Annotated in this window: 9 protein-coding genes; all 9 read right to left on the bottom strand. The window is 71.7% G+C overall.

The genetic code is table 11. The features are described 5' to 3' along the window. Window positions 1-16 precede the first annotated feature (16 nt). A complete protein-coding gene (locus C7S10_RS22990) occupies window positions 17-3,205 on the bottom strand; it encodes a M4 family metallopeptidase (protein WP_133176479.1) in 3,189 nt (1,062 codons plus the stop codon). Between the two features lie 216 nt (window positions 3,206-3,421). After that, the gene (locus C7S10_RS10005; protein ID WP_108344282.1) at window positions 3,422-4,582 is read right to left on the bottom strand and encodes an acyl-CoA dehydrogenase family protein; all 1,161 of its coding nucleotides are present in this window, start codon (window positions 4,580-4,582) and stop codon (window positions 3,422-3,424) included. Between the two features lie 76 nt (window positions 4,583-4,658). After that, on the bottom strand, window positions 4,659-6,617 hold the full coding sequence (locus C7S10_RS10000) for an acetyl/propionyl/methylcrotonyl-CoA carboxylase subunit alpha (protein WP_108344281.1): 1,959 nt from the start codon (window positions 6,615-6,617) through the stop codon (window positions 4,659-4,661). Window positions 6,618-6,681: 64 nt separating this feature from the next. Further along, the gene (locus C7S10_RS09995) at window positions 6,682-8,334 is read right to left on the bottom strand and encodes an acyl-CoA carboxylase subunit beta (RefSeq protein WP_108344280.1); all 1,653 of its coding nucleotides are present in this window, start codon (window positions 8,332-8,334) and stop codon (window positions 6,682-6,684) included. After that, window positions 8,331-8,789, bottom strand: coding sequence for an SRPBCC family protein (locus C7S10_RS09990; protein WP_207769320.1), 459 nt, complete (start codon window positions 8,787-8,789; stop codon window positions 8,331-8,333). The genes C7S10_RS09995 and C7S10_RS09990 overlap by 4 nt, the downstream gene beginning before the upstream one ends. Continuing rightward, window positions 8,786-9,946 (bottom strand): acyl-CoA dehydrogenase family protein, encoded by a 1,161-nt coding sequence (locus C7S10_RS09985; RefSeq protein WP_108344279.1) that lies wholly within the window; start codon window positions 9,944-9,946, stop codon window positions 8,786-8,788. Before C7S10_RS09985 ends, C7S10_RS09990 begins: the two co-directional genes overlap by 4 nt. Further along, a complete protein-coding gene (locus tag C7S10_RS09980; protein ID WP_108344278.1) occupies window positions 9,943-11,712 on the bottom strand; it encodes an acyclic terpene utilization AtuA family protein in 1,770 nt (589 codons plus the stop codon). Before C7S10_RS09980 ends, C7S10_RS09985 begins: the two co-directional genes overlap by 4 nt. Then, entirely contained in the window at window positions 11,709-12,491 is a 783-nt protein-coding gene (locus C7S10_RS09975) for a TIGR03084 family metal-binding protein (protein WP_108344277.1), read from the bottom strand. The genes C7S10_RS09980 and C7S10_RS09975 overlap by 4 nt, the downstream gene beginning before the upstream one ends. Then, window positions 12,488-13,153, bottom strand: a complete 666-nt coding sequence (locus C7S10_RS09970) for a TetR/AcrR family transcriptional regulator (protein WP_341476744.1) — start codon at window positions 13,151-13,153, stop codon at window positions 12,488-12,490. Before C7S10_RS09970 ends, C7S10_RS09975 begins: the two co-directional genes overlap by 4 nt. Window positions 13,154-13,197: the final 44 nt, after the last annotated feature.

Here is a 13,197-nt window from a genome sequence, read left to right as displayed (position 1 = left end):
AGTGCTGCTGGTCAGGTCAGTCGACGACCCGGAACCGCTTCACCTCCGAGGAGGAGAGGCTGGCGACGTCGCCGCCGTAGCTCACCTTGACCTTGACCTTGCCGGTCTTCTTGAACTTCGGCAGCTTGACCTTGCCCTTGCCGGCCCCGTCGAGGACGACGGTCACGGACTTCTTCTTGCCGGCGCCCTTGATGGTCACCTCGACCTCGCCCGTGGGGGTCGAGCCCTTGCTGGTCACCACGAAGGTGACCCTGCCGCGACCCGACCGGATCTTGACCCGCTTGGGGGTCTTCAGCACGATCGTGGTCTTCACCTTCTCCACCGGGGACGGCGTCGTGGTCGGCGTCGGCGTCGGCGTCGGCGTCGGGGTCGACGTGGGCGTCGGGGTCGGGGTCGGCGTCGTGGCGACCTTGCAGATCTGGACGGTCACGTTGTCGACGTACCAGCCGTCCACGCCGTTGCAGCCGTCGCGGCCCATGTCGAACCGGAACGTCAGCTGGTCGCCCGGCGCGGCGCCGGCGATGGCGCTGAGGTCGACGATCGAGGTGCCCCACGAGCCGGTGGGCTCGCCGCCGTCGGTGCCGGTGAACGCGACCTCGCCGGCGAGCGGGCTGGTGTTGCCGTCCGCGACCGTCTCGAGGGCGGCACCCGGAGCGTTGAAGACGTACGCCGAGGCCGGGATGACCTCGAAGTCGCCCCCGTTGACACTGACCTTGACGTTCCCGCCGTCCCAGCCGACCTCGGTCGCCACGTAGTGGTCGAACGAGAGCCTGGCGGCCTCCCCGGTCGGGAAGGTGACGGCCGGGCTGACCAGGCCGTTGCGACCGGAGATGTCGTCGGCGTCGCCCTGGCAGCTGCCCGTGGTCGGGTCGGCAGCGAAGGCGACACCGCCCGCGTGGCCGCCCGGGGCGGACGTGCTGGCCGCCCACGGGATGCCCGTGGTGTCGTCGTAGACGAGCTCCTCGTCCTGGGTCCAACCGGCGAGGCCGTCCTCGAAGTCCTCGCTCCAGGTCGTCTCGCTCACGAAGCCGTCGCCACAGATCGCCGGGGTGTTCTTGGCGAGCAGCGGTCCGAACTCGCACTGCACGGGCTCGCTCTTCAGCTCCACGGCCCGGGCCGCCGAGTCGACGGCGGCACAGTCGGCAGCCGTGATCTTGTCGGCACGCTCGGGCAGGGCCTCGCCCCCACCCGTCGGGCCGGTGCCGAGCGTCACGGCGTTGATGGCCTGACCGCGCAGGTCCGAGCAGGCGGCCGAGAGGCCGTCCGCCAGGTCGGCGAAGTCGGAGGTCGGGGTGAGGTACTCGCTCTGGGTGCGCCAGAAGATGTTGGCGGCCTTGTCGAGCCCGATCGCCGGCACGGTGACACCGTTGTAGGTGCTGCCGTCGACCATGAGGGCGTACGCGTGGTTGACGACGCCGGAGTTGGTGTGCACCCCGCCGCTGTCGGTGGTCTCGCAGTGGTACTCCTCGTCCGAGACCTTGCCCGGGTCGCCGTAGCACGTGGGGTTCCACATGTCGCGGATCGCCCCTCCGAAAGCGGGGTCCTCCTCGCCCGAGAGCCAGCGGGCCGACGGGTCGGCCGGGGACGTCTTCTGGGAGACGCGGACCGTGCTGGTGCCGGCCGCCCGGAAACGGGCGCCGGAGTCACCGTCGACCTGCATCGCCGGGATCGTGAACGTCGCACCCGGCATGTCCCACGGCGCGAACGCCGGGTCGCCGCCGAAGATGATGCCCTCGGCACCCGCGGCGATGGCGTTGTCCGCCACGCCCTCGTAGTAGGCGGCGAGGCTGTTGGCGCCGCAGCCGGTGTTGAGGTTCTCGTCGACGAAGACCCAGTTGCCGTCGATCGCGGCGGCGTTGGTGAACGGCGAGCAGCCGTCGGTCGGAAGGTCGTCGTTCTCCGCGTCCTCCTCGTCGAGGCCGACCACGACCTGCGGGGTGAGCACGTCGGAGGTGAAGGCCGGACCACCCGAGGCGGGGACGGCCTGGCACGGACCGGCGACGTCGGCGGGAGCCGTGATGTCGACGGCGAGGATGGCCGGCGTGAGCACGGAGCAGTCGCCCTCGAGGCGCTTCTCGGTCTCGTCGGCGTTCATCCGGTCGTTGAGCATGTCGACCGTCTCGCCCCAGATGTCGGAGTAGGCCTCGTTCATCGCGCCCGACTGCCACTGGTAGATCAGGCCGGAGGTGTACTCGGTGTAGGCGTGCCCCCACTCGTGGGCCACGGTGTCGTCGCTGCTCACGCCCGAGCAGTAGTTGGTGGTCGTGCCGTTCCAGTTGGCGTTGGGGCAGTCGATGGTCGGGTCGTTGTTGACCGTCCGCATCGTCGAGCCCTCGCCGTCGTAGCTGTCCCGGCCGAAGGTGTTCATGAACATCCAGTAGGTCTCACCGGCGCCCAGCACCTCGCTGGCCTGGTCCTCGTCGAGGTCGCCGGGGAACTGGTCGCCCTCCGCCCAGACGAGGTTGTCCGGGTCGTAGGCCTCCTCGTAGAGCTCGCGGTCGGTGTTGTGGGCCATCATCGACCAGCGGTTGACCGGCTTGCCGGTGCGTGCGTCGAGGATCACCGACTCGCGGACCGTGCGCTGGTTGCTCACCTCGAGGACCCAGGCGAGCACCGACGCGCCGTCGACGCCGCGGGTCGCTCCCATCCGGTAGACCATGAGGTCGTTGCTCACGACCTTCAGCCCCGTGGTGTCCTGCTTGCCACGGGAGCCGGAAGGGGAGGCCTTGACCATGCGGAGCGCGCGCGCCGCTGCGTCGGCCTTCGACACGACGGGCGTGACGTCGAGGTCGAGACCGGGGACCGCGAAGCCGTTGACCGCGGTGAGGTCCCCCTGCGCGTCGACGTGGGCCCGGAGGTCGGCGGCGAACACCGGGACGCCGCGGTAGTTCTGGGTGAACTCGACGGTCCAGCCGTTGAGGGTCTTGCGGACCTCGGACTGCTTCAGCTCCGCACGCGCGGCGCCGAAGGCCGCGGCGTAGCGGTCGAGGTAGGCGCCGGCCTTGGCTGCAGCGCCCTGCGCGGAGTCCGCGTCCACCGACGGGAGCAGGTCACCGGCCGTGCGGGCGAAGCCCACCCGGCCCGTGGCGCCTTCGGTGGAGAGCTGGACGGCTCCGTCCGCCTCGCTCTTCATGCGTTGCACGAGCGAGGGGTCCGCGGATGCCGCGGCTGGGTTGGTCTCGGCCGACATGGCGGGTTGCGCCATGCCGGCCACCAAGGTGGCTGCCGCGACAGCGGCAAGGGATCGACGGATCAACACATCTCCGGTGGATGAAAGGGCAGCAACGAGCCGCCCCGGCGAATATGACTGCGCTGATTACCGTTGACGGGAAGGCTTCCTGTCAACGGTTCCTGACAGATCTCTTTTCCACACGTTGCCTTCGTGGCCTCACCGTGACCGGAACGTGCCTCGATCGGCCCCTCAGTAGGACTTCGGCAACCCCAGCGAGTGCATGGCGACGAAGTTGAGGATCATCTCCCGGCTCACGGGCGCGATGCGGCCGGCGCGGGTCGCGACGAGCAGTCCGGCCATGCCGTACTCCTGCGTGATCCCGTTGCCGCCGTGGGTCTGCACGGCGCGGTCCGCGGCGTCGCAGGCCGCCTCGGCGGCGGCGTACTTCGCCATGTTGGCCGCCTCGCCGGCACCCATGTCGTCGCCCGCGTCGTAGAGCGCGGACGCCTTCTGGGTCATCAGCCGCGCCAGCTCGATCTCGATGTGCGACTGCGCGAGCGGGTGGGCGACGGCCTGGTGGGCACCGATGGGGTCCTTGAAGACCGACCGCTCCTTGGCGTACGCCGCCGCGCGCTCGAGGGCGAACCTGGCCAGCCCCGTGGAGAACGACGCGGCCATGATGCGTTCCGGGTTGAGCCCGGCGAAGAGCTGGACGAGGCCGCCGTCCTCGTCGCCGACGAGCGCATCGGCGGGCAGGCGGACGTCGTCGATGAACACCTGGAACTGCTGCTCGGGGCTGACGATCTCCATCGGGATCGCGGTGAACTCGAAGCCGTCCGCGTCGGTCGGGACCACGAACAGGCACGGCTTGAGCTTGCCCGTCCGCGCGTCCTCCGCGCGGGCGACGACGAGCACGTTCTCGGCCTCGTCGACGCCGGAGATGTAGATCTTCTGGCCCTTGAGCACCCAGCCGTCGCCGTCGCGGCGGGCGGTGGTCGTGATGTTGTGGGAGTTGGTGCCGGCGTCGGGCTCGGTGATCGCGAAGGCCATGGTGGCGGTGCCGTCAGCGATCCCGGGCAGCCAGCGCTGCTTCTGCTCGGGCGTGCCGTAGCGACCGATGACGGTCCCGCAGATCGCCGGGCTGACGACCATCATCAGCAGGGGACAGCCCTGCGCGGCCAGCTCCTCGCAGACCGCGGCGATGTCGCCGATGCCGCCGCCGCCACCGCCGTACTCCTCGTCGATGTTGATCCCGAGGTAGCCCGCCTTGCCGATCTCGAGCCACAGCTCGGTGGTCTTCTCGCCGGCGCGCGCCTTCTCGGTGAACCAGTCGCGGCCGTACTTGGAGGCCAGCTTGGCGACCTGCTTGCGGAGCTCGATCCGCTCCTCGGACTCGGTGAACGTGCTCATGCACGTACTCGCTTCGCTCCGTGCGCGCATGAGGCACATCGCGCGCTGTGCTGGATGATTCGCTCGCTTCGCTCGTTCATGACTCTCCCTCGGTGACGACGGCCAGGACTTCCCCGGACGCAACCTGCGCCCCGGGCTCGACGTTGATCTCGGTGACCGTGCCGGCGTGCGGCGCGGTCACGGTGTGCTGCATCTTCATGGCCTCCAGCACGAGCACGACGGCCCCCGCCTCGACCTCGTCGCTGGCGGCGACGGCGACCCGGACGACCGTGCCGGGCATCGGCGCGAGCAGGCTGCCCGTCGCGACCGCGTCGGCGGGGTCGGTGAACCGTGGGACCTCGCGCAGACACGCGGACAGTGCCGGTCCGTCGACCCACAGCTCGCGCGGGGTGCCGGGTGCGGTGTCGGACCATTGCCCGCGCGTCTGCGTGACGACGCCGTCGACCTCCAGCCGGGCGTGGGTCGGGCTGACCTCCAGGACCGTCACCCCGTCGACCACGAAGCCGTCGCGGGTGCCCCACCACTCGACCGGCTCGTGGCCCTCGAAGGTGGTGCGCTGCGGCTGGCTGGTGACGTTGCGCCAGGCGGCGGGGACGCCACCCTGGACCGTGCGCCGCGCCGCGTGGTCCGCGGCCAGCATCAGCGCCCCGGCGACGACCTCGACACGTCCGCTCGGACCTGAGTCCGCGGCGGACTCAGGTCCGAGCGAGGCGGACTCGAGCCACGACGTGGTCACCTCGTCGGCCACGAACTCGGGCGAGCGGAGGATGTCGACGAGGTGGTCGCGGTTGGTCACGACCCCGTGGATCCGGGCGCCGCGCAGGGCGGCGACGAGCTGGCGGATCGCCTGCTCGCGGCTGGGCGCCCAGGCGATGACCTTGGCGAGCATCGCGTCGTAGTGCGTCCCGACCTCGGTGCCCGACGCGAAGCCGGAGTCGACCCGGACGCCGCGCTCGCCGCCGGCACCGACCCCGAACGCCACGTCGTGGTCGATCTCGAGCGTGAGCAGCCGCCCGCTCTGCGGCGTGTAGTCCGCGTCCTCGGCATAGAGCCGCACCTCGATCGCGTGCCGCTGCGGTTGTCCGTCACCGCGCGAGAACCCCAGGGCGGCACCGCTCGCCCAGGCCTCGGCGACGGCGATCTGCAGCTCGACCAGGTCGACTCCCCACACGAGCTCGGTGACGGGGTGCTCGACCTGGAGTCGCGTGTTCATCTCGAGGAAGAAGAAGCGCTGGGTGTCGGGGTCGTGGAGGAACTCCACCGTCCCGGCGCCGCGGTAGTCGATCGCGGCGGCGGCCTGGCGGGCAGCCTCGTGCAGCGCGTCGACGACGTCACCCGGCACGGCCGCGGCGGGCGCCTCCTCGACCACCTTCTGGTGCCGGCGCTGCACCGAGCAGTCACGCTCGCCGAGCACCAGCACGTCCCCGCGCCCGTTGCCGACGACCTGCACCTCGACGTGGCGGCTGCGCTCGACGTACGGCTCGAGGAACACCGTGCCGTCGCCGAAGGCGCTCGCGGCCTCCGCCTCGGCCGCGGCCCGCTCGGGAGCGAGGTCCTCGGCGCGGCGCACGACCCGCATGCCGCGGCCGCCACCGCCCGCGCTGGCCTTGATCAGCACCGGGAGCTCGCCGTCCGCGGCCTCGAGCACCGGGACGCCGGCGGCCTTCATCAGCCGCTTGGCCTCGATCTTGGAACCCATCGCCTCGATCGACTCGGGCGAGGGGCCGATCCAGATGAGCCCGGCAGCCTCGACCGCGCGGGCGAAGTCGGCGTTCTCCGACAGGAAGCCGTAGCCCGGGTGGATCGCGTCGGCGCCGCTGCGCTTCGCGGCCTCGATCACGAGGTCGCCGCGGAGGTAGGTGTCGGCGGGCGCGTTCCCCTCGAGGCGTACGGCGACGTCCGCCTCCGCCACGAACGGCAACCCGGCGTCGGCGTCGGAGTGCACAGCCACGCATCCGATGCCGAGGCGGCGGCAGGTGGCGAACACGCGGCGCGCGATCTCGCCGCGGTTGGCGACGAGGACTCTCGTGATCATCGGGGTCCCCTCGGCGTTGTTCGGGAGGAGCGAAGCGGGGGACGAAGAACGTCGTGGGTTGAGGTCATGTCCGGAACACCCCGAATCGGTCGGTGCCGACGATCGGTTGGTTCGCGATCACCGACAGGCAGATGGCGAGCACGGTGCGGGTGTCGCGGGGGTCGATCACGCCGTCGTCGTAGAGCATCCCGGACAGGAAGTAGGGCAGCGACTGCTCCTCGACGGAGGCCTCGATGAACTCCCGCATCCCCGCGTCGGCCGCCTCGTCGTAGTCGCGCCCCTTCGCCTCGGCGGCCGCGCGCGCCACGATCGACAGCACCCCGGCGAGCTGCGCGGGCCCCATGACGGCCGACTTCGCGGAGGGCCACGTGAAGAGGAACCGCGGGTCGAAGGCGCGCCCGTTCATGCCGTAGTTGCCGGCGCCGTACGACGCCCCCATGATCACCGAGAGGTGCGGGACCCGCGAGTTGCTGACCGCGTTGATCATCTGCGATCCGTGCTTGATGATCCCGCCCTGCTCGTAGTCCTTGCCGACCATGTAGCCGGTGGTGTTGTGCAGGAAGAGCAGGGGCGTGTCGGACTGGTTGGCGAGCTGGATGAACTGCGTCGCCTTCTGTGCCTCCTCGCTGAAGAGCACGCCCTGCGCGTTGGCCAGGATGCCGATCGGGTGGCCGTGCAGCTGCGCCCAGCCGGTGACGAGGCTGGTGCCGTAGAGCGGCTTGAACTCGTCGAGGACCGCGCCGTTGCGCGCCGAGCGGCCGTCGACGATCCGGGCGATCACCTCGCGCGGGTCGAACGGCTCCTTGAGGTCCTGCGGGATGAGGTCGAGGAGGCCGTCCACGTCGGCCTCGGGCTCGGCGAAGGGGCGCATTCCGGTTTCCCCGGCTAGCCGGGGAAACCCAGACTTAGCGGTGCTTGCAAACCCCGGGAAGTTCACATTTCCCCCGCCGTGTTTGCGCCAGTTGAGCCGCGCCACGATCCGCCGCCCGATCCGGATCGCGTCGTGCTCGTCCTCGGCGAGGTAGTCGGCGAGGCCCGAGACGCGGGCGTGCATCTCGGCGCCGCCGAGCGACTCGTCGTCGGACTCCTCGCCGGTCGCCATCTTTACCAGCGGCGGGCCGCCGAGGAACACCTTGGCCGCGTCGCGCACGAAGACGGTGTAGTCGGACATGCCCGGGACGTAGGCGCCGCCCGCGGTCGAGTTGCCGAAGACCAGCGCGATCGTCGGCTGCTTGCGCGCGGAGGCCCGGGTCAGGTCGCGGAAGAGCTTGCCGCCCGGGATGAAGATCTCCTTCTGCGTGGGCAGGTCGGCGCCACCGGACTCGACCAGCGACACCGTGGGGAGGCCGTTCTCCTCGGCGACCTGGGCGGCCCGGAACGCCTTCTTCACCGTCCACGGGTTCGACGCGCCACCCTTGACGGTGGGGTCGTTGGCCGTGATCAGGCACTCGACACCCTCGACGACGCCGATGCCGGTCACGAGCGAGGCGCCGACGGTGAAGTCGGAGCCCCAGCCGGCGAGCGGTGACAGCTCGAGGAAGGCCGAGCCGGGGTCGACGAGCAGCTCGATCCGCTCGCGGGCGGTGAGCTTGCCGCGGGCGTGGTGGCGATCGACGTACTTCTCACCGCCGCCGGCCACCGCCACCGCGTGCTGCGCGTCGAGGTCGGCGATCTTCTCGAGCATCGCCTCCCGGTTGCCGAGCGACTGGGACGTCATGACTCGACCACCGCCTTCATCCGCTCGAGCGTCGTCCGCATGCCGGTGCGGTTGGTCCGCCCGCGTGACCAGCCGAGGGCCAGCCAGTAGATCCGCGTCGGGAGGTTGCTGCCGAGCCGGAAGTACTCCGTCACGGCGGTGCCCCCGTCGCGGGCCTCGAGCCGGTAGCCCCAGTTGTTGACGTTCATCTCCTCGGTGCCGACGGCGAACTCGAAGACCTTCTCGGGCTCGCACCGCGTGATGCGGCACAGGCTCCAGTAGGTCGGGCCGACGCCGTTGCGCTTCACGTGGCCCTTGAAGAAGGCGCCGACCTCGGGCCCGGTCGACCCTCGGGTCCACCTCGCCTCGAAGGTCTCCGGCGAGAACTCCCCGATCCGGGTCACGTCGCTGACGAGGTCCCAGATCTCGCTCGGTGGCGCGTCCATCCAGACGGTCACCTCGCCTCCCATCTTCATGACGCAAATCCCAACAACGTGGCGGCCAGGTCCGTGAGCACCTCGGTGGCTCCTCCTCCGATCGGCAGGATCCGGGCGTCGCGGTAGTGCCGCTCGACCTCGGTCCCGTGCATGTATCCGGTCCCGCCGTGCAGCTGCACGGCCCGGTCGCAGACGTACGTCGCGGCGTCGACCGCGGTCTGCTTGGCGAGCGCCGCCTCGGCGATCACCGACTCACCCGCGAGGTGTCGCGCGACGACGGCGTGCGTGTAGGCCCGCGCCACCTCGACCTGGCGGTGCATCTCGACGAGCTGGTGCCGCACCACCTGGTTGGCGACGAGCGGGCGGCCGAAGGTCTCCCGCTCCTTGGCGTACGCCGCCGTGAGCGCCAACGACCGGGCGGCGATGCCGTAGGCGTGGACCGCGAGGGCGATCCGCTCGACCACGAACTGCTCGGCGATCTGGTAGAAGCCCGACCCCTCGGCCCCGACCAGGTTGGCGACGGGGACGCGCACGTCGACGTACGACAGCTCGGCCGTGTCGCTGCAGTGCCAGCCCATCTTGCGCAGGGAGCGGTCGACGGTGAACCCGGGCGTGCCCTTCTCGACCACGAGCAGGCTGATGCCCGCGTGCCCCGGCCCGCCGGTGCGGACCGCGGTGGTGACGAAGTCGGCGCGGACGCCGGAGGTGATGAAGGTCTTGGCGCCGTTGACGACGTAGACGTCGCCGTCGCGCTCGGCGCGGGTGGTGATCCGCGCGACGTCGGACCCGCCGCCGGGCTCGGTGATCGCGAGCGCGCCGATCGCCTCGCCGGCCAGGGTCGGCCGGACGAACCGGTCCACCAGGTCGGCGTTGCCCGACGCCGCCATGTGGGGCAGCGCTATGCCGCCCGTGAACAGCCCCGCCATCAGCCCGCTCGACGCGCCGGCCTCGAAGCACGCCTCCTGCAGCGCGACCGAGTCGGCGAGGTCGCCGCCCTCGCCCCCGACGGACTCGGGGAACGAGACGCCGAGCAGCCCCTGTCGGGCCGCGGCGGCGTGCAGCTCGCGCGGGATCGAGCCCGCGTCCTCCCAGTCCTGGAGGTGCGGCACGACCTCGCGGCGGACGAACTCGCGCGCGGTCTCGCGCAGCGCCGTCCTCTCCTCGGTGGTCGAGGTGCGAGCCTCGAGACCACTCACAGCAACCCGTCCTCGATCGACACGAGCCGCGAGCGGACCCACTCGCCGAGCCCCTTGGCCTGCGGGTCGAACCGCGTCGACGCGGCCACGCCCCGGCCGAGCAGCCCGTGGACCACCACGTTGACCGCCCCGAGGTTGGGCAGCAGGAACACCTCGACCTCGAGGTCGGCGGCCTCCGGGACGAGCTCGCGCACGCGCCGGGGGGTGATGAGCTTGCTGAGCCACTCGACCCGCGCGGCACGCAGGTCGTCGCGCCCGTCGTGGGCGACCCACAGCCCGATGTTGGCGTCGCCGCCCTTGTCGCCGGACCGCGCGTGCACGAAGGTCCCGAGCGGCAGCCGCCGGGTGAGCACGTCCTGCTTCGCTGGGTACGGCGAGGGGCGCACGCCGGTGTCGGCGCCGGCCGGCACCGTGGCGGTCGGTGGGTCCTCGACCACCTCGACGGTCCCGTCGGCGTGCACGACCGTGTGCTCGAGCGCCGACCGATCGACGTACTCCGCGCGATAGACGCCGAACGGCGTCGGCGGTCCGGGCGGCGCGGTCAGCGTGAAGCCGGGGTAGGACGCGAGTGCGAGCTCGACGGCAGCAGCGGTGAAGGGCCGGCCGACGGGGTCGGGCGAGGCGTCCTTGACGGTGCACCGCAGGATCGCGGACGCGCCCTCCTCGGTGTCGGCGTCAGCGGTCGGCATCGCCAGCGTGGACCAGACGACCTCGGCGGGCGGACGCCCGGCGAGGGCGGTGCCGAGCTGCGAGCGCACCCACGCGGCCTTGGCCTCGATGTCGAGCCCGGTCAGGACGAGCTCGATGCTGTTGCGGTAGCCCCCGAGCTCGTTGACGCAGACCTTCAGCTGCTCGGGCGGCCGCTCGCCGCGGACGCCGGTGATCGAGACGCGGTCGGGGCCGGCCTGCTCCAGCGAGACGGTGTCGAGGTGCGTGGTCACGTCGGGGCCGAGGTAGCGGGTCGACTGGATCTCGTAGACGAGCTGGGCGGTGACGGTGTCGACGGTGACCGCGCCACCGGTGCCGGCGTGCTTGGTGATCACGCTCGACCCGTCGGCGGCGACCTCGGCGACGGGGAAGCCGAGGGGGCGGTCGCGGTCGGGCAGGTCGAGGAAGCCGCTGAAGTTGCCGCCCGTGGCCTGCGTCCCGCACTCGATGACGTGGCCGGCGACGACGGCGCCGGCCAGCGCGTCGAGGTCGTCGGGGGTCCAGCCGTGGTGGGCCGCGGCGGCACCGACGACCAGGGACGCATCGGTGACGCGGCCGGTGACGACGATGTCGGCGCCCGCGGTCAGCGCCGCCGCGATGCCGAACCCGCCGAGGTAGGCGTTGGCCGTCAGCGCCCCCTCCCACAGCCCGAGCGGTCGCAGGTCGTCGCCGCGCACGTGCGCGATGCGGGGCGCGAGCCCGAGGCCCGACGCCACCTCGCCGAGGCGTTCGGCGAGGCCCGCCGGGTTGAGCCCACCCGCGTCGCTGACGATCTTCACGCCGCGCTCGAGCGCCAGGCCCAGGCAGTCCTCGACCTGCCGGACGAAGGTGCGCGCGTAGCCGAGCGAGGGGTCCTTGAGCTGGTCGCGCCCGAGGATCAGCATCGTCAGCTCGGCGAGGTAGTCGCCGGTGATGACGTCGACGCCGTGCCCGTCCCCGGAGGCACCCTCGACCAGCTCGCGCATCGCGCTGAGCCGGTCGCCGTAGAAGCCGGAGCAGTTGCCGATCCGCACGACTTCGGTGGTTGAGGTGCGAGCGGAGCGAGCCTCGAAACTCATCGCGCGGCCCGCCCTTCTCCGGGCGGTCCGGCGAAGCACTGCGCGATGTCGAGCCAGCGGTCCGCGTCCGGCCCGGTCGCGACGAGGTCGGTGTCGGCACGGTGCACCCGCTGGGTCGCGAGCAGGCAGAGGTCGAGCGCCGAGCCGGTCACCGTCTGCTGTGCGTCCTCGGGCCCGAAGGTCCACACGTCTCCGTCCGGCGCGACCAGGTCGATCCGGAACTCGCCGGCCGGCGGGGTCAGGTCGTTGGTCAGGAACGCGAAGTTCCGGGTGCGTACGGCGAGGTGCGCGACGTGTCGGATCCGGCCGGTCGGCTCCGGCGTGACGCCCAGCGCCTCGTGCACGTCCAGGCTGTGCGCCCACGTCTCCATCAGCCGCGCGGTGGCCATCGAGGTCGGCGACATCGGCGGCCCGAACCACGGCATCTTGCCGCCGTCGTACGTGGCCAGCGCCTCCTTCAGTGCGGCCCGACCCGCCCGCCACCGGTCAAGGAGCTCGGCCGGCGTCACGGTCGAGCCTGCGAGCGCCTGGTCGTCGACGAAGGTCTCCGGGGCCGCGAGGGCGAGCAGCACGACCGCGTCCCAGGCCTCCTTGTCGGTGGCGGCCTTGAGCGCCACCTCGTCGGTCCAGGCGAGGTGGGCGACCTGTGTGGCGACGTCCCAGCCCGCGGCAGGCGTCGGCGTGCGCCAGGCCTCCGGGGACAGGTCGGCGACCAGGACCTCGAGCGCGTCACCCTCGGCGGTCAGGTCGCGCAGGACGGTGGTGAGGACGTCGGTCATGTCGGGGTCCCCTCGGCGTTGTCGATCGGAGGAGCGGAGCGGGGGAGTTCGAGAACGTCGTGGGGCATAGCCAGCTCCCGGTCGAGCACGTCGGCCCAGTGGTCGAGGATGCGGCGGCGCCGGCGGGCGTCGTCGGAGATCGTGTTGGCCAGCCCCAGGCCACGGACGAGGTCGAGCGTGCCCTGCACCAGCTCGCGCACGCCGGGCTGCGACTCGTCGGCGCCCAGCGCCGCGACGGTGAGCCGGTGCACCTCGCGCCCGACGCGCTTCTCCAGGGGGCCCATCGCGGCGAGCAGCGCCTCGTCGGTGCGGGCGGCGACCCAGAGCTCGAGCGCCGCGGTGAAGACCGGCGAGCTGAAGTGGTCGCCGAGCATCGTCAGCACGGCGCGGGTGCGCCGGCCACCGTCGGGCAGCCGGGCCACGCCCGCCGACAGCTCCGCACCCCGGAGCTCGGTGAGGTGCACGACGGCCGCGACCACCAGGTCGTTCTTGGTCGGGAAGTGGTGCAGCTGCGCGCCCCGCGAGACGCCGGCCCGCTGGCTGACCATCGTGGTGGAGGTCCCGGAGTAGCCGTGCTCGACCAGGCACTCGACCGTCGCCTCCAGCAGGCGCAACCGCATGGCGCGGGTCCGTTCCTCCTGCGGGATGCGCGTCGTGGTCACGCGGCCATCGTGGCCGCGAAACAACAAACAGTCAAGCCTGACTT

The sequence above is a fragment of the Nocardioides currus genome (genome assembly GCF_003057875.1).
GTDB lineage: Bacteria > Actinomycetota > Actinomycetes > Propionibacteriales > Nocardioidaceae > Nocardioides > Nocardioides currus.
Note: the sequence above shows the minus strand (reverse complement) of the source record. Positions and strands in the feature narration are given on the sequence as shown.